This window comes from Legionella sp. 16cNR16C, from assembly GCF_021297775.1.
Classification (GTDB): domain Bacteria; phylum Pseudomonadota; class Gammaproteobacteria; order Legionellales; family Legionellaceae; genus Legionella_C; species Legionella_C quinlivanii_A.
Window position 1 is genome coordinate 313740 of record NZ_JAJTMX010000001.1, and the last position, 21286, is coordinate 335025.

The following is a 21286-nucleotide window of genomic DNA, read 5'->3' on the forward strand; positions in this document are numbered from 1 at the left end:
CACAGTTTAATGAACACTCTCCAAAATTCAGATCTGAAGACTTGAGAAATTGGAGAATTTGTGAGATGACTTTTAATTAAGAACCCTGCTTGTAGGTCAGGCCGGTACAGCAGTAAGGATGTAAAATTAAATAATGACGCCGATCAGGAAGTTAAGATTATTTCTTTGGGGGGTAGATCCAGGCTATTTCCGTCTCAAACATGCATTAAAAACGGTCATGGCAATTTTGATTACCTTGACGCTGAGCATAAAAGAACCTTTGTTTGGAAAATTAATGGCCGGAATCGCCTGCGGATTCTCACTGCAGGGGATCATTGCCAAGTCTTTTGCTTTGCGGGTTATTCAGGTCATCGTGTTTGATCTGGTTTATTTTATGGTTTTCATTCTGGGACTTAAAGTCAGAGATTCGCATAATATGACGGCGCTGGTTTTAATTGGATTAGGTTTTGCAGTGAACTACTGCCGTCGTTTCGGACTGCAAAACAGTATGGCACCGATGATGGCCTGGATCCTGTGTTTTTTTGCCACTATTCTGCCCTTTGATACACCGGATGCCGCCTGGATGCATTTGCATGCTCTGATTATTGGTCTTTTAGTCGCGGCATTGGTGGCAATATTTATTTTTCCTGAAAATTATCCCAAATTATATATAAAAAACTCAAATCGTTTATTTAAATTACTCGCAAGAGGAATGAGGGAAATCCGATATTATCTGGTTAAACGCGATGTTATTCAAAGTTTTGAAAAATTATCCTTTGTGCGATTGAAACATAATATGAATCACTTGCTCGACAGCAACCAAACGATAGAACAGAGCGATGTATTTGATAGCTACCAATCAACAGTCAGTGAAATTCTCGTTCATCAGTATGCTTTTGTGAGCGCCTACACGATGATGGTGGAAGCCTACCATGTTATAAAAATTTATGATTATCAACTGCCTCGCTCCGTTCGATTATCCTTGGTTGTCATTAATCGGCGTCTCGCCGCGCTTTTTGATGCGGTGCGAATGAGAAAGGATTTTGTAATCCGATATGAGCGCGTAAAGGTTTCCCTGCGGCAGCTGGATGAATCCATGAGCCATGAGCTTCTGACGGAGCCCACACTGGTGATGGCTTTACTCAATCTGAAATTAACTTTCAATTTGCTTAATCAGCACATGGCTGAACTGGTGAGGATTCAAGATGGCGCTTCGCAATACCACTAAAATAGCATGGCAGGCTGCAGCAGCAATTACCATCGCGGAAATTTTAAGTTACTTTCTTAATCTGGAAAGAGGGTATTGGATTACCCTGACTGCAATGGCATTGACTACCCAATCCTGGGGAGAGAGTCTGAAACGTTCACTGGAACGGGTAAGTATGACAATTCTTGGCGGGGCGGGTGGTACGCTCTTGTATTGGCTAACCCCGCAGAATCAGTATGTAATTCTGGGGATTATGCTATTGTTTGTGTTTTTCGCAGTGTATCTTTTTCAGATTTTTCATTTGGCGGCAATGATTGCCCTGACGGGCTTTGTAGTTTACTTATTTGCCATGTTTGGCGACTGGAATCTGTATTTACTGCGAGAAAGAATTCTGGATACAGCCCTTGGTGCTGCGATCGCATTGACCGTTTCCACTTATTGTATGCCGGTCAGAACCAATGTGGTTGATTTGTTTGTGCGCTATATAGAAAAAATTCAGGCTTCGTTGTCCAATGAATTCCTTAATCGGCCAATTTCTTCGCAGCCTGTTACCGTTCAGCAATTATATCTTGAGTACCAGTTGATACGGAAAAACGCATTATCTATTAGTTATGAAGTCCTTTTTCATCGCATTAACCGCAAGGATTTTCATCTTTTACTGACGCAAACCGCTTTTTGTACTCACTATGTAGTGGGGCTGATAGAGGCTTATTCCTGGCTTTCCTCTTATATCAATGAAGAGGATAAAAAACGAATTCTACTGGCTGTGGATACCACAATAAATAATCTGGATACATTAAAAAAGCGTCTGAAAAAAGAAACGCATGCGCCAATGCTGCCTGCGATTAATATCATTGACATATTGACCAAGGCGATTAAGGCAGATCCTGCCCGATTTTCTACACTGGAAAGCAAATCGCTGGGATTTTTTAATCTGATGTATTTTTTTACACGATTAAATACACGCCTGAATGAAATTTATTCCTTATTGGAAAAGGTCAAGAAATGATTCCTTTAATCTTATAGTTATCTTCTAATGGTTTGTGCTAAAGTCTGCCTTTTTTTCATGTTATTGGTTTAACCGCTAGTTATTTCAGATTTACAGGAGAAGGCATGCCGATTAGTAATCAAGCCAGCCAATTATTTCAGGGTTTCTCCAGATTGAATCGTGAGGAACGATTTAATCGATTATTGGAGTTAGGCGCTTTAACTAGCGATGATGTGTCTTACCTGCGAGCGGGGGGGATAAATGACATTAGCCTGGCAGATAAACTGATTGAGAATGTAATTGGCTATTTTCAATTGCCTCTGGGGGTCGCTACCAACTTTCGAATTGATCATCAGGATTACATTATTCCACTGGCGGTGGAAGAAACCTCAATCATTGCAGCTTTATCAAAAACGGCGAAATGGGTAAGACAGCAGGGCGAAATAACAACCTGGGTCGATGGTGAATGCATTATTGGACAAATTCAGTTAGCCAAAGTCAAAAATTTCCCCCGTTTTGAAGCCTTGTTTCAGCAAAATAAGCAGATGCTAATCCAAAAAGCCAATGAGGATGTTGCCACCAATATGGTGAAACGCGGCGGCGGTGTGAGAGATTTGCATTTGCGTCATTTGGTTCGTGATGACGGGGCTGATATGGCCATCATTCATCTGATGATGAATAGTTGTGACGCAATGGGGGCTAATATTATCAATCAGGTACTGGAATATCTGAAAACACCGCTTGAGAACTTAAGCGGTGAACAAGTTTCAATGTGCATTTTATCCAATCTTAATGATCAGAAATTAACGTCCGCTCGTGTCGTAATTAATGAAGTTGATGACGAATTAGGCGAGCGCCTGCAGGAAGCGTCTTTATTTGCTGAAAAAGATCCTTATCGGGCGGCGACCCATAACAAAGGGGTTATGAACGGTATTGATCCGGTTTTGATTGCAACGGGAAATGACTGGAGAGCAGTGGAGGCAGGGATCCACGCTTATGCAGCTCACAGTGGCCAATATCGCGCTATTACCCGCTGGCGTTACAATAATGGTCAATTAACCGGGCAATTAACGGCACCGCTTATAGTAGGAACGGTCGGCGGGGTGACGGCGCTTCATCCCACTGCCAGCATGTGTTTGCGCATGATGGGAATTGACTCCGCCAATCATTTGGCAAGAGTTATCGCGGCGGTGGGTTTAGTACAGAATCTAGGGGCCATGAAGGCACTTTGCACCGAAGGCATTATTCAGGGACATATGAAATTGCATATTGATAATCTATTATTAGTTGCAGGAGCCAATGAAGATGAAATGCCTGTATTGAAAGATAAGCTGCAAAGCTGGCTATCATTAAATAAGCGCGTTAGTCTTAAAAATGCGCAGGAGCTATTGGCAGAGATCCGCAAAGGATAATAAAGAATGAAATGGTCTATCCCTGCAAAAACATTTCTGATGGGAGAATATGCGGCTGTTATAGGTAAACCAGCTTTTATTCTCACGACATCGCCCTGCTTTGAGTTGAGAATTAATTCAACGGAAGAAATCCAGGGAATTCACCCTGAATCTCCGGCAGGAAAATGGTGGAGCAGACAAAAACAGGCTGGGGCAGGACTCAGCTGGTTTGACCCTTATCAGGGACAGGGAGGTTTAGGGGCTTCAAGTGCTCAGTTTCTGGGGGCTTATCTGGCGAGCTGCTATTTACAAAATATTAGCCCGACGCAAGAAAATCTTTTAAATGCTTATTTTGAATGCGCCTGGAACGGCAAGGGACTTCGCCCCAGCGGTTATGATGTGCTGGCTCAGTCAAATCATCACTGCGTCTACATCAATCGTGAGCAAAATACCCTGGACTGTTACCAGTGGCCATTTCCGGATATCGCCTTTCTTTTGCTGCACAGCGGAAAAAAACTGGCGACCCATCAGCATTTACAGGATATGAGTTTACCAGATGCCATTCACTTGCTGCCATCAATAGTCGAACAGGCAAAAACAGCTTTTGAACACAAAGATAGTCAAAGTCTCATCAATGCCATTAACACTTATCATCAACGTTTGTCGGAAATGGGATTAGTGGCAGAACATAGCCATCAGCAAATCATGGACTTAAAAGCTGATAAAAGAGTTCTCGCAGCAAAGGGCTGCGGAGCCCTCGGAGCAGATGTGTTACTGATTGTTGTAGCGGCTGAGCAATTGAATGAACAGAAAATTAAACTGGCTCATGAGGGTTGGATAATTCTTGCCAGTACTGATCTTTTATATATCGGAGAGGCATTAATTTAAAAAATAATTTAAAAAAATACTTGAAATTTTATCCTAATCCGTTATTATTCCAGCCTCTTTGGGCCGTTAGCTCAGTCGGTAGAGCAGAAGGCTTTTAACCTTTGTGTCATAGGTTCGATTCCTATACGGCCCACCATTTTTGGTGGATAATCCAAAGAGCAAATAACTATTAGTGACAAACCAATGGGTCGTTAGCTCAGTCGGTAGAGCAGAAGGCTTTTAACCTTTGTGTCATAGGTTCGATTCCTATACGACCCACCATTTCATACCACTAATACAGATCAGCACAAGTTTTACCCGAATCTCACCAGGCGCTCGTAGCTCAGCTGGATAGAGTACTTGGCTTCGAACCAAGGTGTCGGGGGTTCGAGTCCCTCCGAGCGCGCCATTTAAAATCAAGCACTTAGCCTTAAATTGTGTCATAAAATCCCATTTACTGTGGCAAAAACGTGTCATAGATCCGTTCCGCCGCTGCTCTTAAATGGTCACTTGATAGGTGCGCATACCTCAACACCATCTCATAATTTGACCATCCGCCTAATTGCTGTAACTCATGCAAAGGTGTACCATTCTGAAAGCATTATAGAAAAACAATTTATAACAACTTACAAAATGAATATCCAATTTTAAAGCGGTATAATGAGCTGACTTCGGTATGCTCAAAACTAACAGGTTTACAAGCAGAGCAATTGAACAAAGAACTTTTGAAAACAGCTAAAATGATAGTATCGAACAAATTATTATTTGAAAAGATTCAAAATGACTTACCTAATTTGTCTAATAAACTCAGAACTCAGTGTCTCATACTGGATAAAAATGTTGAGTTAAACCATAGTTCCCTTATAGAAATAAACCAACCCTACCATTAATATAACAGTTGTAGCCAAATGAATAACTTTCATAGGCAAATACGCTCTAAAGATTTCAACGAAAATGCCGACATTACGGTAGAGAAACTTTGAACTAGAAAATAATGCCCAAATTTATATGGTTTATTTCCCTATTGATATCGATATTTGTGGCGTACTGTTATATCTCTTCACCGTCTGACGCATCTGCTATTCAACAGGCTGGTTTAGCAGGAGATGCACTTGTTTGGGTAATTATACCTTACTGTGTAGCAAGAGCTATCAGTGAAATTAGAAAAGGTGACGAGCAGGAAGTAAATGAAAATGAGGACATCAATAAAATTGTTACAGCTATAGAGAATACAAACAGAGTTAATAAAAAACATGCGGAAAATCAAAAGCTATTACTTGTTTTATTAGCGTCTAATTTTGATGACCCACGGTTTGAAGTGAACTATGAAACAGTTTCTGAAAAAATAAAATTTTTGAAACTCCTAAACGAAAAGAATATTTTAACTGACTGTGAATTTAGCAAGATTCGCGAACGAATTTTAGATCAGCTTAAAAGCAAATTAACAGAACAGCTTAAATCACAAAAAGAATGAATTGGTCAAAATAGAAATGATTATCTGAAAACGCTTGAGAGTGCTCATGGAAAACACTTGAACCGCATCGCCAAGTGGCTAGGTCTCTGAGAAATTGCAGTAGTTCCATTACCGATGGAAACTGTCGGACTAGATCCAAGCGATTTTGTTGTAGTTATTCAAATTAATCTGACGGGTACTTCTAAAAACAGCAAACTAATTCAGATAATATACTGTATAGAGCGATTAATTACCAGTAAAGACAAGCCCGGTCTAACCCACTTTCCGGAAGTTGTTGCTTCGTCATCCGATCCCCATTCGCGAGTGACAATAACCTCCATGAATAACCAATGCAAGGTCTACTCGTCGCAAGCTTCTGCGTTCCACCTTGCATTGGCTATTCATTCCGTTAGAACTATTTTTGCGAATGGGGATGGGATGACGAAGCAACAAGCAAGTTCTGCTGCAACTGGGAAAAGGAATTCGCGTTGCTCATCACTGTTTAGAAAGCGATGGGTTTAAGGAATCAAAAGCATCAAAATTTTGAAAACAATGTAAAAAAAATCTTTATGAAAACAAATAAAAACAATAGGTTATTGCTATAAATATTGAGCGGATTAATGTTTGGTATACTACAACTAACAAGTAGTTAAAACGTGATATTCAGTCATGCGAAATCTAGCTTCTGTAATTAAAGCTAGATTTCGGGAACATTATTAGTTAGTTAATTGAATCAGCCAATTCTTTATATGCTATCTTGGCAACATTGAAATATAAATCATCTTGATTTCCTTTAGACTGAGAAAATCTTTTCTTGGCAGAAGTTAAATAGTCCTTAATCTGGTCAATCGAACTTTTGCGCCTTAAATTCTTATACCACTGTTTGGTAATTCCAAAAAACATGCCGTCTAAGTCAGACCGGTTATATTCTTTCAACATAGAAATAATTGAGGGAATATAGATACCTTCAAGTTTTTTAGACTTATAAGCTAATTCAAGCTTTAAACCTAGCTGCAGAGATGGCTCAACTCCAACCATTCTATCTTCTATGAGCTTTAGCTTGCTTCTAACATCAGAGGCGGAATGAAGATCGATAAATCCTCTAATAACTTTATCTGCATCCCTAGTACTTAACTCTTGATTTAGCAATTTTGAATAGAATTGTTTTAGCATTGCAAAATCAGAGGTATTAACTGTTTGTTCCGAGTTATGCTCGAATCTGGTGTATGGAAAAATAAATTAGGTGGCGTATCCTGTTGAAGAAAGTTCCGCAAGAACAAAATCAACAAAAGGAAATACCTGCGGCGGTGTAAATCCCGCGATAACAAATTCCTGGCGTTTGACGCATTTGATTTTAAGCCAGCTTTTGCTGCGTTTGGTCTGATAAGGGCTATCGGCTAATTTAGACACAATGCCTTCAAGGCCCAAACGACAGGCATTAGCGAACACCTCACGGCCATCACCCAGTATATGGTCATTGTAGCGAATCGCACTCGGTGCCTGGCGAAGCACTGCTTGTAGTAGCGATTTACGCTCAATAAGCGGTAATGAGAGGAGGCTTTTGCTGTGGTAATACAGCAGGTCATAGCAATAATAACGAAATGGGGAATTTGAACCGGCATCAATGGCATTTTGCATGCACTGAAAACTCGCGCGATTGGATTCATCAAAAATGACCATTTCGCCATCGAGAATGAGGTTTTCAAATGGCAACAGACGAATTTTATCAGCAATCACCTGAAAGGATATTGTCCAGTCGATGTGATTGCGGGACATGATATATACCGTATCGCCCTTCTTAAAGGCCAGCATCCGGTAACCATCCCATTTGATTTCATGAAGCCAGGCATCCCCTGTTGGCGGTGTATCTGCCAGTGTGGTGAGCTGAGGTGACATTTTCTCAGGCATCGCCTCATTGTGTACTCGAGCCAGGCGCTCATCGATTCGTTGTTTGGCGCTTCGATGAACTAATTGTGGCTTCGCTTGTGGGTTATCAGTGAACTGTTCAAGCGTTAAGCCGCTTAATACACTCGCCGGCATTCGCTCCACAATAGGGATGGGATTGAAGTCACTAAACTCATCGTTCATCTTCACTAGTCGCCAGGTGTTTTCCTTTGCACTACGAATGAGCTCCCAATCCCCCTGGAGTTTCTCACCGTGTAAGCTAAATCGTAAATGCCCTTTATAGAAACTGCCAATGGGATTGTCATCGAACGGCTCCCAAATGCCGTTATCCCATAGTATTACCGTGCCCGCACCATATTCCCCTTTAGGGATTTCCCCTTCAAATTCCGCGTAATCCAATGGATGGTCTTCTGTTTGAAAAGCGGTGCGTTTGATAGCGGGATTAGAACTCGGCCCCCTTGGCACCGCCCAGCTTTTTAAAACGCCTTGAAGCTCTAAGCGAAAGTCATAATGCAGATGGGAGGCTTGATGCTTTTGGATAACAAAGCGGAACTGATTAGTGAAAGATTCACAGCCCGGAGGTTCACGGGTACGGGAAAAATTTCGTTTGGCGCGATACTGCCCTAAGCCCATGGTTTCTCCGATGCTTGCGACAGAAAAACAAAAACCACCCTGAGGTGGTTTTCTGATGCAGACTAAAGAGTTCGCTTTCGCGATCTTCTGTCTACACTTTAAGTATAGTAAAGCCATACGGGCTGTCAAATTGTCGCAAAAAGGCAATAAGCCGACTTTAAAAACGAACACCCATCATCAATTAATGGTCTAAGAAGCCGCATCAATCCAGGGATTAGAATAACCTTCAATACCAGCCACTTGACTAGCCCACTCTTTTTCCCAAGCCGTTGGCGGAAACTGACGATGCCAGGCAAGAAATAATTGTTTTTGTGCGCCACTTAATGCAATGCCATAGCGGTCAGCCATAAAAAGGTTTGCACGGGCAACAAGGCCTTTCACCGCATCGGCAGGCTCAATCCGACGTGTAGCGCTATCCACGTAAAACTCACAGCCGTAGGTTTTGGATTTATTAGGGAGCTCGGCATAGCGATAATCAGAACGGAGCTGATTTAACAAACCAACTTCCGGCCATAAATTATAAAGCTCAGCTTCCGCTTGACGAAACCGCGGCTCTATTTTTTCACAACAAGCCCGCCCTTTATAAGGTGTTCCGTTAGTACGTCGGCAAAGCGGCTCCCGCCAACAGGCGAATTGCCGGCCAAAATTTGCGGCGGGCATCATATGTTCCCATTCCAGGCGCAGGGCGCGTTTTTTATCGGCGGCGGCATTCATCTGGCAGCTTGCCAAATCAATTTGCTTGTTTTGGTAATGGCACTGGCAATACAGGGTGATGGGATGTGACTCAAATACGGCCGTTGCTATTTTTTTAGCTTGCGCGAAATTAGTAGGCGGTACTGCATCACACACCTGGCTAAATAAAAGAATAATTAAGAGCGATACGGTTTTCATGCGCGAAGCTTAACGATAATGCGCCGATTTTTCCAGTCTTGTCTTTTATTAAACACTCCCCTACCCTACTGTGGTCTTTCTAAGGAGTGAATACCATGTCTCTGCATCAAACCGATTGTCATTTGGATGGAAAACAAGTGACCGTTCATTTCCGCTATTACTGGCCAAAAGCATACGTCCTTTGGCAGCACAAACGATACGGGAGTATCGATATCATTGAGGTGATGGACTCTGATGAACGAATTGACGTTGAGTCCTTGCCGGTCGAATCGCAAATCGCCTGCCGCCATGCAGCCTGGGAGCATTTGCATGGCAATCAACTCCTCAAAGATGCCAACGTCTCCAGTATCTGGCAAGCAGACGAGCATCATAGTGCTCTTCGCCTCAACACAGATTAAAAAATGTCTGGGCAGTGGCTTTTTTCCTTTACTTATCAGCGCTCTAACATTCTATACACATCGTTATCCACAGATTTTGTGGATAAGTGAAACCGTGATTTCTTGTCGTTAATACGCGATAAGCCTTTGTAATCAAGGGGCTTGAAGGAGGAAAGCAATAAAAGAGGGGTTTATAGAGCGATGTTCAAAAAAACTTATCCACAAAAGCCTGGCTTTGGATAAAGATTTGGGAGATGCATTGTATCTTCTTTTTTTAAGAAGAACCAGTCTTGACTTTTTCCGCTGTTTTCTTTAGAGACATTATTTTCTCTATCTCATTGATAATTAATCAAGTTTACCTTATTTCTTTCCGCAGGCAGTGCGACTCTAGAATTTATTTTAAAACAACCCGCTTTATTAATTGATCACATATTGCTTTTTATGATTATTTTTTGTACAATCATCGTCCATGTAATTATGGATAATACATTTATGACCCAAAATCTCTCGCACCTCTTTCCTCAAGACTTTCTTCATAAACTGATTAACTTTCCTAAAGAAACATTGAAAAACCTCTTCATGCTTTGCCAGGAAGCCGTTCACCTGTTCATAACCAACGAGCTGAATGCCCTAGACCCGCTGGTTTGTGAGAATGCTTGCCACATTAGAGCATTTGCTTTATGGCATATGACTAATAAGTATCGCGATACGAGCGCTTTCTCTGTTTGGCATTCGGTGATGCAATCCTTCAATACAATCATTGAAAAAATAAGCGCATTACCGCCAATCAATGAGCATACAAGACAAACCATTGAGAGCTATCTTCAGGAACATGGCCTCTATCTTGGGTTTGATAATGAATTGCTTTTCGATGTTAAATTTATCGTGTTGTCTTATTTGCTAACCCTGACTAAAAAACAACTGCCCTCTTCGTCGTTTATGCTCTATGAAAAAACCTGTTTGGAGGCATTAAATGGTCTTGGATTAGTGCACAATAAAATAAAGTCTTTCGTTTCCAGTGCGCAGAAAGAGTTGTCCTTTATGTCGTGCCAAATTATTCAGAGACATAGTCAGCTGTATGATAACCCAGCACTAATGGAATTGTTAGTCATTCGTTACGACGATCATAAACGCAGCTATCTTCCACAGTATCCAACAGCCAAAGTGATCCTTTTGAGCGCTTTGCAACACAATATTCCACTCATCATTAAGGTTTCTCGTTTTGTAAAGCACCGCTATCATGATGAACTCTTGTTAGGGTTTACACCATCCCTCGACAAAAAAGAATTTTACTTAACACCCCGTTTCGATAATAAGTGTCAAGCGGCGATAATCTGTGAAGGAATTGTAAACTACCCAGACGGTGTTGAACGGCCCGAGACCTATGTTAATCGTTTAAATCAACAGTCGCCTATACAAATCCTTTTGGCGAATTTTGCAGCGCATCCTCAATTTTCAGGCAATCTAAGAAACACGCCCTGTATTTACAAGGAAGCCTATGAAAATAACAGCGCATTCAAGGCCCCTATCGCACAGGAATGGGAGGCGTTTAATCAGCATGCTTATTTCGCAAAAAAAGAGGGATGCACTTTTGAAAACCCTAGTCTTTTGTTTTTAAACCATGTGTTTTGTGATTCAATTACTTATTATCCCCTGTATGACCCAACACCCCGTAAATATCAGGAACTATTGTTCAATGAAACTGAACTATAATTAGCTAGAAAAATAAACTATGTCAGAATGGCTAAGACTAAATGAGCGATAATCCTAACGGACTACTGCAGGATGAATTACTAAAACGTCTTCGGGAGCTTGAAGAGGAATTATCCTTTTATCATCACATGATGAATTATATTCCTGGGCATATTTATTGGTTAGATCAAAACAATCGCTATCTGGGCTGCAATCAGGAGCATGCCAACAATATTGGTCTTAGTAACCGATTGGATATTGTTGGAAAAACGAACGACGATATGCCCTGGAAAGAAATTGCCGAAACAGTGAATCAAACCAATAGGGAAGTGATGCGCACCGGAGAGCCCGTTACCATCAAAGAAACCGGGTTAATCAACGGCGTTCAATCCACTTTTCTATCTCAAAAAGTGCCTTTAAAAAATAAAAATAATGAAACGGTAGGAATAATGGGGATATCCATTAACATTACCGAAATAGAACAACTGCAAAAATCACTCATTGAAGCTAAAAAAGGCGCTGAAGCAGCCAGCCAGGCGAAAACAGAATTTCTGGAGAACATGCGCCACGATATCCGTACCCCATTAACCGGTATTGTAGGGTTTGCCGATTTACTTAAAATGGAATCGGATAACCCCCACATCAAAGAATACTCTGAGAACTTGGTAGCCTCCAGCCATGCCCTATTGGATTTATTGGATGAAGTGCTTGAAGCCATTCGTGTCAGTTCAGGAGAAATCCCCAGGCTTAAAAAGAAGTTTGATTTAAAAGCAGCATTAGAGCATGTCATTAAATTGAACATGGCGAGAGCCGCCCAGAAACGATTATCGCTGTCTTTACAATTTGATGAAGCTATCCCCCGTTATGTCATAGGGGATAAGGTGCGTATTCATCGCATTATCCTTGAATTAGTGGCCAATGCCTTAAATTTCACGGATACTGGATTTGTGAAATTATCCGCGCATCTTGCTAAACAGGAAGGGAAGCAATTGGTGTTAATGCTGGTTGTTGAAGATTCAGGCATGGGCATTCCCAAAGACAAACAGCAGGAAATCTATGTTCAATTTAAGCGCTTAACCCCTTCCTACCAGGGCATTTATAAAGGGGCTGGCTTGGGTTTATCGGTAGTGAAGCAATTTGTGGATGAATTAAACGGTGAAATTTATGTTAAAAGTGAGCCTCGCAAGGGCTCATCCTTCACCTGCGTCATCCCTCTCCAGGAGCCGCTTCTCGATAATGATTTAGGCATGGAAGAACAGGATTCGCTGGTCGATCAACTGTACGAAACGACGTATGCACAGCAAATTAAACCACCACCCTGCCCCTCCGTAGAATCCGCTGAGCACCGAGTACTCGTGGTTGAAGATAACATCATTGCACAGCATGCCGCCCGATCATTATTATCCAAACTTCAATGTGCCGTTGATATCGCAGAAGACGGCAAGACCGCGCTCGATTTATGGAAAACGCAACACTATGATTTGATCCTGATGGACATCGGCTTGCCTGATGTAGACGGTTACGAGGTGACGCATGCGATTCGCGTGCAGGAATTAACCAAAAAAACGCATACGCCTATTATTGCCTTAACGGCACATGCCGGCGATGAGAATAAAAAACGCTGTATCGATGCGGGTATGAATGCCGTACTGACCAAACCGCTTACGGCTAAAAATTGTTCTGATATTGTCACGGCGTTTATTCCGGGGCGTCAATCCCCAGATCCCCGCGCTGGAAATGCTGCTTATCGCGCAGACTTGCCAGAGGAAGAAGCGCATTTATTTCAGCTCAATGAGTTTCCACTCTTAGACGTTGAGGAAGGTTTAAAGACAACCGGAACCCAATCTCAGCTGGCTGATATGTTGGCGTTTATGGTGAAGGACTCCTTACCCCAAGATTTTTCGTTAATGCAAAAAGCGCACGATGAGGGCAACTGGGAAAAAACCCAGCAACTCGCCCATAAAATCAAAGGCGGTGCAGTGTATGTAGGCGCTACCCGCATCAAAATAGCCTGCCAATACTTGGAACGCTACTGGAAAGCGGGCCAAAGTGACTTGCTTGAACCATTATATCAGCAGGCGATCACTGTCATTAAAGACAGCACTGAAGCGATAAACGACTGGATCAAACAAACGAACGGCTCGTGATCTTGGGCTAAATGAAATGGTTATTTCTAGCCCAGTCTTTAGCACTTTAATCCTGAGTACCTTTCCACTGAGAACACCAAGTAGGCTGATTCCAGCTTCCTACAGTTCCCCCATACTTATGCACACTGCTTTATGGGATTAAATGGTTGCCGTTCATTCTCTTGCTCAATTAAAAACTGTTGCTGCCATAGCTGCTCCAGTTCGCGTTTTATCTCTTGAATACGCTCTCTAATCGAAACAATCATTTCTTCAGTGGATTGCTGATAAATACTTTGAGTCAACGTCTCAATTAAGAGGCTTTTTTCAAGCATTTGCGCTTCTAACTGGGCAAGTCGTTCGTCTTTTTGCTCTTCAATCCTCTCATAGTCGTAATTTATTTCGTTATTTTTCTGCTGCTGATATCGTTCTTCGCGCAGTGCCTGTTGGTCTTTAAAATCTTGTCCCAAGTAAAAGTGCTTATAGAACCCCTTAGGAGTTCGCCAGCGATTTTCCCGGATCATTTTTGAAAGGATGTTATTACGATGCTTAAAACAGGTCACATCCGGTAAATAAAATTCATTGTTAAGCAGGACAAACAAATATTCCGCTGCCAGTTGTTTCGGAGATGAAAGTTGCTTTTTGTGTGTAAAACTTAGATTGAAGAACGTGCCTAATACCAGTTTTTTGACTTCATCAGGGATTTCTTCCTTGATTTCTGAACAGAAGAAGTTTTGGATAGTATCGAATTGCTGGCTTAATCGCTGTAGTGTGGGTTTATCCACAGAACGAGTTAGTTTTTTAAAACTAATAGTATTAATAAAAGAAGAGGGATAAAGATCACTTATATATAATCCCCTCATTTTGAGGGGATCGATCCCCTCATTTATAGTAACATTATTGCATTTTGGTTTGATCTTGTCCTGATTTTGATGCTTATCCTCATTAGACGCATTGATATCGTTGTTAATATCTTTTATATCCGATGGTGGAATATTGGAAGCAGGTTCAGAGGGCTTAATTAATGCCAGTAGTTTATCGGTAATGTGAATGTAGTTGCCCTTTTTAACTTCAAAGCCACCCTGATCTCTGGTTCTACTATAGAGCGCCTGGCGTCTTTCAATGAATCCTTCTTCGTGTAATTCTTTGATGTATCGCTCCAGGGTGCTTTTGGGGATGCCTGTATCCTCTACGATTTGAGCGTAAGGCTTCATAAACCATTTATTACTTGAGTTTTTTAAAGTGTAGGTACTGGTTTGCCAGCCGAGCAGTATATAATCCACAAGCTGCGCTTTTCGGGCAGATGGAATAACTTTCATGAGACTTTTAAATCTCATGTGAAAAATTGAACAAAGGTTCCCCATAGATAATATCCCTTACCTTTATTGTTTTTATTGTTTTTTTAGGGGAACAAAGCTAAAATAATCCGTGGATGGATCCAAAAATTTCGATGGAACTATTCATTCCTTGATGTTTTTGGTGTTTAGCTTCGTTCCAAGCTAATTGTTATAAGCCATGACTGGTCTGCGAAACTAGTCATGGCCACTTATCTATTAAATTCTAATTGTTCTCTATATCTTTCCTCTTAATTAGATTGCCATATTCAGAAAAATTCAAAAAATATCTTATCCTAGAGGAACTTGCGGTGTCAATGATATTGAATTGGTTCCTAAATGGAACTACTATGGTTCTGCGGTAAATTATTTTAATTAAAAACAGATTTATTTAAAACCAATATGGTCATTAAAAGGGCCGTTCAATGGCGAGGATTCATGATGACAGAAGCAATTCAAGATTTAGACGTTAATGACAGAATAAAAAAGATAAGAGATTTATATTCATTGAAGCAATCGGATATATCTCAAATAACTGGGTATTCCGTCAATACTATAAAAAAATGGATGATGGGTAGGGAGCAGAAATATTATACAAAAGCACCGGTGCAAGCATTAAAAATATTGGAAAGCTGGATAAATAACGAGGGTGGTGATGATAATACTCATTCTCAAATAATGAACAAAGCTGCAGATGTTTGGAGTATTATTACAAATAAGGGCGGTGTAGGAAAAACTACACAATCATTTAATTTTTCACTTATTTTAGCTAATACTTACAAAAAAAGAGTTCTTGCTATTGATTTAGATCCTCAAGGACATTTGAGTTTATCTTTAGTCAAATCCCCTTCAAACATTGGATTATCTACGAGCGATCTCCTTCTTGGGAAAAGTGGAACTCCTTTTAAATATAACGATCACCTTGATGTAATTGCTACTGGGAAAGAATTGAGAGGTGTTTTGGACGCAATCCCACCACAAGATCTGCTGTTTAGATTAAAAGAAAAAATAGAAGGATATAGATCCATATATGATGTAGTAATTTGTGATGGGATACCTACAGACTCTCCTTGGTTTGATGCGATTTTAGCTGCAACAACCAAAGTTGTGATGCCTTTTACTATTGACTTATATGATAGTTGGGGTATGCAAGATGTTTTTGATAAGGTAGATGTTTTAAAAATGAGAAAAGTTGCAGATAATTTAAAAGTTGCAGCTATTGTAGGTAATTCTATGTCAAAGCCCATGTCCGTCTTTGATAGCGCAATTATTAACAGCTTAAAAGAAACATATCCCAAAGAGTTCTGTCCTATTGTTATTTCTAAGAGTGTAAAAGTAAAGGAATGTAAAAGCCCAGCCATTTCTCAGTCAATTGTAGATTATGAGCCAACTTCTAGAGTGGCTGAAGAATACCTTGGTGTAATTGATTTTATTTTGAAGGCGTAGGGGGTAGTGAATGAAAGTTGATATTCGAAAACAGGCTGTAACCGGAGCTATTATTAAGGACAATGCGTCAGATTGGAAAAATATTGCCACTAAAGAAATAGAAGAAAATAAAAGTCTAAAGGAGCAGATTGAATCATTAGAGGAAGAGTTAGCGAATAAAGAAAATTATAATATTTTAGAGATTGATCCTAAAAAATGTCGGAATTGGAAGTATGCAGATAGAAATCGATTTGAACTCGGTAGTATCGACGAGTTAGCAGAAGATATAAAGCAAAATGGACAATTACAACCAGCAATAGTTAGAAAGATAGATTCTTTAGATTTTGAGTATGAAGTTATTGCTGGTGAAAGAAGATGGCGAGCATGTACTATTGCTAATTTGAATTTAAAAGTGGTTATAACAAAAGAAGACGATGCGGGTTGTCTGGTAATTCAAACAAGTGAAAACAAGAAAAAAAGTCTATCAGCTTATTCTTTAGCTGTTGCTTATGAGAAACTAATGATTGATTTAAACATTAGTCAAAATGAGCTTTCTAGAAGATTGAATATACCTAAGACATCTTTTAGTGAACTAATGTCTTTTAATAAAGTGCCAAAAGAAGTTTGGGAATCTGTTGAAGATATGACAAAAGTGAAACCTAAGACAGCGGCTTTTTTGTCTCTGATGTGCAGTAAAGGGGATGAATATTTAGCAGCTGTTATGAATTGTGCTCAAAAAATTAGAGAAGGATATGGAACAGATAATCTCAAAAAGTTTATTGAAAAGCACTTGTCGAATATTAAAACAAACAGAAACTCATCGCGAGTATATGAAGGGAAAACAGGAGAGGTTTTATTTAGAATCACAAGTGAGGGAAGAATTTCGTTATCAAAGCCGATCATTAAAAAAATAGATATTGATAATTTCACTGAATATTTAGGTAAATATTTGGAAGATAAGCTTTAGTGTACGCGGCGCGTACATTAGCCATCGAGCATAACAGGTAATCAATTAAACAGGTATTTTTTACGTATAATCTTTACCAATTACATTGAATATAATATTAAAATACAAAAAAATAAGGTTGCGTGATGAAGTCAGTATGTGTGTATTTGGGTGCAAATTTTGGTAATGACGACGCGTTTAAAGAGGCGGTTATTAAACTCGGAAACGAGATAGCTGATTTGGATCTTACCTTGATTTACGGCGGCTCTAGTCTTGGGATGATGGGATTGTTGGCCAAAACCGTAAAGGAGTCTGGTGGTAAAGTCATAGGTGTAATTACGCGTCACCTCATTGAGAAGGAAAAACCGCTAGAAATATTAGATAATCTGCATGTAGTTGAATCTATGCAAGAAAGAAAAAAACTAATGCAACATTTAGCAGATACTTTTATCGTAATGCCTGGTGGTATCGGTACTCTTGAAGAGGCTATAGAAACATGGAATGCAATAAAAATAGGGGAGATCAATAAAAGAATAGGTTTTCTAAATATAGATGGTTTTTTTGATTCGTTATTTAGTTTCTTGAATATATGTCAAAAAAAGGGGTTTCTTACAGAGGAACAGAAGTCTATTCCTTTAGTGCAATCTAATGTTTGTGCATTAATAAATATGTTAACAAAATTAGATGAACCTGTGATTCGAGAGGATAAGAATCTTTCGTTAGCATGAGTTAATAAAGGTTATATATGGACGGTATAAATTTACAAAAGCATCATGCGTTAACTAGTAGTACAAATATACGGGAACTATTTAATCCTTTACTTGAATCAATTGGAATTACATATTTCAATTACATAAAAATATACAATAGTGATTGCTCCCGAGAGTTATTGACAAATAATCCAGAGTGGATTGCTCATTTTTATAAAAATTCGTTATTTAATTCTATTGGAGCTGTAGATGTAGAGCATTTACTTCCGAAAGGTTATTTTTTGTGGTCGGAATTAGATTGTAAAGATCCTATATATCTTCAAGGTAGAGATTTTTTTAATATCGATAATGGGATTAGCTTTATTATTAAAAGAGAGGATGTTACTTATTTATACATTTTTGCATCAAGCAAAGATAAATATTCAATAAATAATTTTTATATAGGAAATATTGATCTACTTCAGAGGTTTATTCATTACTTCAATGATAAAGCACATTCTTTGATAAAAGAAGCGGAGCAAAATCGCATATATTTACCATTTAAACAAGATATAAATTTTAATCGAGTTAATAATATGGATGTCTCTGAAAAAATAAGGCAAGAGTTTTTAGAGCAAACAAAAATTAATAGATATTTTCTATTAAATGAATCAGATAATTTATATTTGACTGGAAAGCAGGCTGAGTGTGCTCGCCTACTAACTAGGGGGTATACCTCGAAGCATATTGCAAAAGAAATGGAGATATCACACAGAACAGTTGAGGGTTACATCCTTAATATTAAAAACAAGCTTCAAGAGTCATTATCAAAGAATTTGACAAAGTCGCAAATTAATCAGATTTTGCGTTATTCAAATATAATCTAAAGAACGTAATTTTTACTTATATAAATGATAAAAGAAAATTTATAAAATAAAAAAATAGAAGAGTGGAGAACAGGGAACACAGTCGCCAAACAGTCGTTCCCTATTCGGTAGGCAGCTAAGCGCCTTTCAAAATAATAACATTAAATGTTTATTAATTTCAAAAGTTATTTCCTACCTCTTACATATGTTCAGCCACCATTTATTTTAATTGAAATTATAAAATCGAATACAGGTTTATTTTTTTAAGGAAAAGAAATTGGAATCGGATAACAATTACAGGAGTGTTCATATAACAATTCGGCTATCGCAAAGTGCGAATCGTCTTTTGTCAGAATCATGTGGTCGATCAAATAGAAAAAAGATTCAAGAAGCCACTTTGCGATTGGAAGATCATTTAAAGAAATACCGATCAATATCAGAGTTAGAGCATGCGATCCCATTAAACAAGGAATGAAATAGAAATGTTGATTTTATCCAGAAAAGTGGGCGAAAGCATCATGGTCATGAATGAAATATGTATCACCATTCTTAAAAATGTAGATGGAAAAGTTGATGTAGGTATATCTGCTCCAAAGTCAATGGCTGTACACCGATTAGAAATATTTGAAAAAAATAAGGCTCGGGAAATAAAGGATTAATCATGAATGCAAAAAATAAAGTAATACCCAATGCTTTTTTAGTGAGTTCTGTCTTGGCACTAGCAGGCTGTGCTGCAACCCAAACCGCAATCGAACATGGATCATTACAAGTCAGCACAAAACAGAGCGAGACTGTTTTTCTAGAGCCCGTCTCGAATGCTGAGAAAACAGTGTATATTTCCGTGAAATCTACTGCCGATGAAGACATGGATATTACCCCCCAATTAAAAACAGCCTTAATTTCTCAAGGTTATAAGGTGATGAATAATCCAGGGGCTGCCCATTATCTCTTACAAGCGAATGTGCTTAAGGTTGGTAAGATGAGTATTGCTGCAAGCCAATCTGCATTAGGCGGGGGCTATGGTTCAGCTATTGCAGGTGCAGCAGTAGGCACTGCTGCAGGCAGTTTTACCAATTCAAGCAACGGGATGATTGCAGGAGGGCTTGCTGGAGGTGTAATTGGTTTAGCCGCGGATGCCTTAGTAAAGGATGTCAATTACACCATGATTACGGATGTGCTGATTAGTGAGCACGCAGGAAAAGGGGTTCAAATCAAAGAGCAATTCAGGGCGAATATTGGAAATGGATCCTCTAGCGGGACTTCTCAAAGTTATTCAAACACCAGTGCATTTAAAAAATATCGAGTTCGAATCGTGTCGAATGCTGATAAGGTCAACTTAAAGTTTGCTGACGCACGCCCAGCCTTAGAGCAGGGGCTAGTGAAAGTCATTTCCGGGATTTTTTAAGTCGCTCGATAAACAATAAACAAACTGAATTAATTATGCCCTAAAAAATAGGGCAGGGGATTTTTTTACCTAAAAAAGGGAGGGCAACTCAAAATGAGAAGGAATGTTTACAAAAATTCGATGCTTTTTATTGGGGCAATCGTGTTATCAGGCGCTGTGTATTCGGCCTCTGTTGACAAAGAAGAACTGGCTACTGATTGCAAATACCTTGGAAACAATTTAAGCCAATTGGCGGCTACGAACACCAAGGAGTATTGCTCGGTTGATGTCAGCCATGCTGGTGCTGTAATGAAACTATCTGGGGAATACATTGAAAAAAATAGAATTCATTCTGCAACCGAAACACTTAAGTTAGTCCATAAAACACTGGAGCACGTGAAGTCAGAGACATGGAGCTGCGTGTATTTCTCTTCGTTAGTTATCCCCTACATAGAAGAAGTAAAACACATCATTGACCAATTGGAAGTGATACATGGGAAGTTATCAAAATGAAAAAGAAACAATTTATGACTATCAATGCAATGGTCAGGGAGAAAAGCATTCAGCTCCATGAGTTTTTAAAATGGTCAATGCCTGTTCTGGTCTTCTGTTGGTTTCTTATGCTGTGTTTTACCAGTACTGGCCATGCAGAAGCAGGGCAAAATTATCTTAGTGGGATGAAAAGTGATGTCAGTGCTACTTTCGGAAAGAATTCGGACTTACCGGGTTATTTATATGGTGCAGAAACATTGGTGGCCGGGTTTACCTGGATGAAAAGCAAAAGCCCCTGGGTATTTGTGGGCTTACCGCTACTCATTATTTTTACTCATTGGGGTTTAAGTTATGTCTCATAACTATACCACCTTTATGTTGTCAGAAGAGCCGCGTATTGCCGGAATTCCCTTGACTACTGGACTGCCCGTGTATTTGCTCACGGGCATTGGATTACTTATCGGATATGCTCCCCAGCTTTTCATCATTGGTGCGGTTTTAAGTCTCATCATGCATTTTAAATTCGGGGGATTACCGCTAAGGGTTCTACTCGGGATCATTTATTGGTCATTACCGCATGCAATGACAAGCCCTATCTTTAGAACATTTCCTAATTCTGCTCACCGAATTTATATAGGCTAGCC

At 39.7% G+C, this 21286-nt stretch carries 23 protein-coding genes and 3 tRNA genes; 21 read left to right on the forward strand and 5 right to left on the reverse strand.

The features are described 5' to 3' along the window. The first annotated feature begins 133 nt into the window (after window positions 1–133). The 7 genes from LXA66_RS01470 (at window position 134) to LXA66_RS01500 (ending at window position 4841) form a co-directional block, all read left to right on the forward strand. Complete coding sequence (locus tag LXA66_RS01470; RefSeq protein ID WP_233011628.1) at window positions 134–1207, forward strand: hypothetical protein; 1074 nt, start codon at window positions 134–136, stop codon at window positions 1205–1207. Further along, window positions 1185–2195: an FUSC family protein gene (locus tag LXA66_RS01475; RefSeq protein ID WP_233011629.1), complete on the forward strand. Its 1011-nt coding sequence runs from the start codon at window positions 1185–1187 to the stop codon at window positions 2193–2195. Before LXA66_RS01470 ends, LXA66_RS01475 begins: the two co-directional genes overlap by 23 nt. 104 nt (window positions 2196–2299) lie before the next feature. Beyond that, window positions 2300–3586 (forward strand): hydroxymethylglutaryl-CoA reductase, degradative, encoded by a 1287-nt coding sequence (locus LXA66_RS01480; RefSeq protein WP_233011630.1) that lies wholly within the window; start codon window positions 2300–2302, stop codon window positions 3584–3586. A 6-nt stretch (window positions 3587–3592) separates the two neighbouring features. Then, window positions 3593–4453 carry a mevalonate kinase gene (locus tag LXA66_RS01485; protein WP_233011631.1) on the forward strand — a complete coding sequence of 287 codons (861 nt, stop codon included), beginning with the start codon at window positions 3593–3595 and terminating at the stop codon, window positions 4451–4453. Window positions 4454–4513: 60 nt separating this feature from the next. Next, a tRNA-Lys gene (locus LXA66_RS01490) sits at window positions 4514–4589 on the forward strand. Between the two features lie 49 nt (window positions 4590–4638). Further along, window positions 4639–4714: transfer RNA gene (locus LXA66_RS01495), tRNA-Lys, on the forward strand. Window positions 4715–4764: 50 nt separating this feature from the next. Beyond that, window positions 4765–4841: transfer RNA gene (locus tag LXA66_RS01500), tRNA-Arg, on the forward strand. Window positions 4842–4886: 45 nt separating this feature from the next. On the opposite strand, the gene LXA66_RS01505 is transcribed toward LXA66_RS01500, so the two are convergent. Continuing rightward, window positions 4887–5012 (reverse strand): hypothetical protein, encoded by a 126-nt coding sequence (locus LXA66_RS01505; RefSeq protein ID WP_233011632.1) that lies wholly within the window; start codon window positions 5010–5012, stop codon window positions 4887–4889. Window positions 5013–5426: 414 nt separating this feature from the next. Here LXA66_RS01505 and LXA66_RS01510 point away from each other — a divergent pair, with 414 nt between their 5' ends. Continuing rightward, the gene (locus LXA66_RS01510; protein ID WP_233011633.1) at window positions 5427–5906 is read left to right on the forward strand and encodes a hypothetical protein; all 480 of its coding nucleotides are present in this window, start codon (window positions 5427–5429) and stop codon (window positions 5904–5906) included. A gap of 699 nt (window positions 5907–6605) precedes the next feature. Here the strand turns inward: LXA66_RS01510 and LXA66_RS01515 are convergent. The 3 genes from LXA66_RS01515 to LXA66_RS01525 form a co-directional block, all read right to left on the reverse strand. After that, window positions 6606–7058, reverse strand: coding sequence for a hypothetical protein (locus LXA66_RS01515; RefSeq protein WP_233011634.1), 453 nt, complete (start codon window positions 7056–7058; stop codon window positions 6606–6608). A gap of 66 nt (window positions 7059–7124) precedes the next feature. Continuing rightward, window positions 7125–8423: a DNA polymerase ligase N-terminal domain-containing protein gene (locus LXA66_RS01520; protein ID WP_233011635.1), complete on the reverse strand. Its 1299-nt coding sequence runs from the start codon at window positions 8421–8423 to the stop codon at window positions 7125–7127. 189 nt (window positions 8424–8612) lie between these two features. Continuing rightward, the gene (locus LXA66_RS01525) at window positions 8613–9314 is read right to left on the reverse strand and encodes an endonuclease (protein WP_058508231.1); all 702 of its coding nucleotides are present in this window, start codon (window positions 9312–9314) and stop codon (window positions 8613–8615) included. A 95-nt stretch (window positions 9315–9409) separates the two neighbouring features. On the opposite strand from LXA66_RS01525, the gene LXA66_RS01530 reads away from it, so the two are divergent. From LXA66_RS01530 to LXA66_RS01540, 3 genes are all read left to right on the forward strand, one after another. Next, window positions 9410–9712, forward strand: a complete 303-nt coding sequence (locus LXA66_RS01530) for a hypothetical protein (protein WP_058508232.1) — start codon at window positions 9410–9412, stop codon at window positions 9710–9712. Window positions 9713–10183: 471 nt separating this feature from the next. Beyond that, entirely contained in the window at window positions 10184–11404 is a 1221-nt protein-coding gene (locus tag LXA66_RS01535) for a hypothetical protein (RefSeq protein ID WP_058523985.1), read from the forward strand. 41 nt (window positions 11405–11445) lie between these two features. Continuing rightward, window positions 11446–13530 (forward strand): response regulator, encoded by a 2085-nt coding sequence (locus tag LXA66_RS01540; RefSeq protein ID WP_115343326.1) that lies wholly within the window; start codon window positions 11446–11448, stop codon window positions 13528–13530. Window positions 13531–13646: 116 nt separating this feature from the next. Here LXA66_RS01540 and LXA66_RS01545 read toward each other — a convergent pair whose 3' ends face one another. Beyond that, complete coding sequence (locus tag LXA66_RS01545; RefSeq protein ID WP_233011636.1) at window positions 13647–14825, reverse strand: helix-turn-helix domain-containing protein; 1179 nt, start codon at window positions 14823–14825, stop codon at window positions 13647–13649. Window positions 14826–15278: 453 nt separating this feature from the next. Here LXA66_RS01545 and LXA66_RS01550 point away from each other — a divergent pair, with 453 nt between their 5' ends. The 10 genes from LXA66_RS01550 to traL all read left to right on the forward strand — a co-directional run bounded on the left by LXA66_RS01550 (window position 15279) and on the right by traL (window position 21284). Then, complete coding sequence (locus tag LXA66_RS01550; RefSeq protein ID WP_160037296.1) at window positions 15279–16286, forward strand: AAA family ATPase; 1008 nt, start codon at window positions 15279–15281, stop codon at window positions 16284–16286. Between the two features lie 10 nt (window positions 16287–16296). Then, window positions 16297–17232 (forward strand): ParB/RepB/Spo0J family partition protein, encoded by a 936-nt coding sequence (locus LXA66_RS01555; RefSeq protein WP_058508444.1) that lies wholly within the window; start codon window positions 16297–16299, stop codon window positions 17230–17232. Window positions 17233–17357: 125 nt separating this feature from the next. Then, the gene (locus tag LXA66_RS01560; RefSeq protein WP_058508445.1) at window positions 17358–17939 is read left to right on the forward strand and encodes a TIGR00730 family Rossman fold protein; all 582 of its coding nucleotides are present in this window, start codon (window positions 17358–17360) and stop codon (window positions 17937–17939) included. Window positions 17940–17956: 17 nt separating this feature from the next. Continuing rightward, entirely contained in the window at window positions 17957–18787 is an 831-nt protein-coding gene (locus tag LXA66_RS01565; RefSeq protein ID WP_058508446.1) for a helix-turn-helix transcriptional regulator, read from the forward strand. Window positions 18788–19043: 256 nt separating this feature from the next. Then, the gene (locus LXA66_RS01570) at window positions 19044–19241 is read left to right on the forward strand and encodes a TraY domain-containing protein (RefSeq protein WP_083499263.1); all 198 of its coding nucleotides are present in this window, start codon (window positions 19044–19046) and stop codon (window positions 19239–19241) included. Window positions 19242–19248: 7 nt separating this feature from the next. Continuing rightward, entirely contained in the window at window positions 19249–19425 is a 177-nt protein-coding gene (locus LXA66_RS01575) for a carbon storage regulator (protein ID WP_083499264.1), read from the forward strand. Between the two features lie 2 nt (window positions 19426–19427). After that, a complete protein-coding gene (locus tag LXA66_RS01580; RefSeq protein ID WP_058508448.1) occupies window positions 19428–20171 on the forward strand; it encodes a complement resistance protein TraT in 744 nt (247 codons plus the stop codon). A gap of 93 nt (window positions 20172–20264) precedes the next feature. Continuing rightward, window positions 20265–20663, forward strand: a complete 399-nt coding sequence (locus LXA66_RS01585) for a hypothetical protein (protein WP_065236176.1) — start codon at window positions 20265–20267, stop codon at window positions 20661–20663. After that, window positions 20660–21004: a type IV conjugative transfer system pilin TraA gene (locus LXA66_RS01590; RefSeq protein WP_233011637.1), complete on the forward strand. Its 345-nt coding sequence runs from the start codon at window positions 20660–20662 to the stop codon at window positions 21002–21004. Before LXA66_RS01585 ends, LXA66_RS01590 begins: the two co-directional genes overlap by 4 nt. Further along, window positions 20994–21284 (forward strand): type IV conjugative transfer system protein TraL, encoded by a 291-nt coding sequence (traL, locus tag LXA66_RS01595; protein WP_058508450.1) that lies wholly within the window; start codon window positions 20994–20996, stop codon window positions 21282–21284. The genes LXA66_RS01590 and traL overlap by 11 nt, the downstream gene beginning before the upstream one ends. The last annotated feature ends 2 nt before the right edge of the window (window positions 21285–21286 follow it).

Coding starts and splice junctions, on each gene's coding strand:
- LXA66_RS01470 (WP_233011628.1), top strand. CDS start 134: ATGACGCCGATCAGGAAGTTAAGATTATTTCTTTGGGGGGTAGATCCA.
- LXA66_RS01475 (WP_233011629.1), top strand. CDS start 1,185: ATGGCGCTTCGCAATACCACTAAAATAGCATGGCAGGCTGCAGCAGCA.
- LXA66_RS01480 (WP_233011630.1), top strand. CDS start 2,300: ATGCCGATTAGTAATCAAGCCAGCCAATTATTTCAGGGTTTCTCCAGA.
- LXA66_RS01485 (WP_233011631.1), top strand. CDS start 3,593: ATGAAATGGTCTATCCCTGCAAAAACATTTCTGATGGGAGAATATGCG.
- LXA66_RS01510 (WP_233011633.1), top strand. CDS start 5,427: ATGCCCAAATTTATATGGTTTATTTCCCTATTGATATCGATATTTGTG.
- LXA66_RS01515 (WP_233011634.1), bottom strand. CDS start 7,058: ATGCTAAAACAATTCTATTCAAAATTGCTAAATCAAGAGTTAAGTACT.
- LXA66_RS01520 (WP_233011635.1), bottom strand. CDS start 8,423: ATGGGCTTAGGGCAGTATCGCGCCAAACGAAATTTTTCCCGTACCCGT.
- LXA66_RS01525 (WP_058508231.1), bottom strand. CDS start 9,314: ATGAAAACCGTATCGCTCTTAATTATTCTTTTATTTAGCCAGGTGTGT.
- LXA66_RS01530 (WP_058508232.1), top strand. CDS start 9,410: ATGTCTCTGCATCAAACCGATTGTCATTTGGATGGAAAACAAGTGACC.
- LXA66_RS01535 (WP_058523985.1), top strand. CDS start 10,184: ATGACCCAAAATCTCTCGCACCTCTTTCCTCAAGACTTTCTTCATAAA.
- LXA66_RS01540 (WP_115343326.1), top strand. CDS start 11,446: ATGAGCGATAATCCTAACGGACTACTGCAGGATGAATTACTAAAACGT.
- LXA66_RS01545 (WP_233011636.1), bottom strand. CDS start 14,825: ATGAAAGTTATTCCATCTGCCCGAAAAGCGCAGCTTGTGGATTATATA.
- LXA66_RS01550 (WP_160037296.1), top strand. CDS start 15,279: ATGATGACAGAAGCAATTCAAGATTTAGACGTTAATGACAGAATAAAA.
- LXA66_RS01555 (WP_058508444.1), top strand. CDS start 16,297: ATGAAAGTTGATATTCGAAAACAGGCTGTAACCGGAGCTATTATTAAG.
- LXA66_RS01560 (WP_058508445.1), top strand. CDS start 17,358: ATGAAGTCAGTATGTGTGTATTTGGGTGCAAATTTTGGTAATGACGAC.
- LXA66_RS01565 (WP_058508446.1), top strand. CDS start 17,957: ATGGACGGTATAAATTTACAAAAGCATCATGCGTTAACTAGTAGTACA.
- LXA66_RS01575 (WP_083499264.1), top strand. CDS start 19,249: ATGTTGATTTTATCCAGAAAAGTGGGCGAAAGCATCATGGTCATGAAT.
- LXA66_RS01580 (WP_058508448.1), top strand. CDS start 19,428: ATGAATGCAAAAAATAAAGTAATACCCAATGCTTTTTTAGTGAGTTCT.
- LXA66_RS01585 (WP_065236176.1), top strand. CDS start 20,265: ATGAGAAGGAATGTTTACAAAAATTCGATGCTTTTTATTGGGGCAATC.
- LXA66_RS01590 (WP_233011637.1), top strand. CDS start 20,660: ATGAAAAAGAAACAATTTATGACTATCAATGCAATGGTCAGGGAGAAA.
- traL (WP_058508450.1), top strand. CDS start 20,994: ATGTCTCATAACTATACCACCTTTATGTTGTCAGAAGAGCCGCGTATT.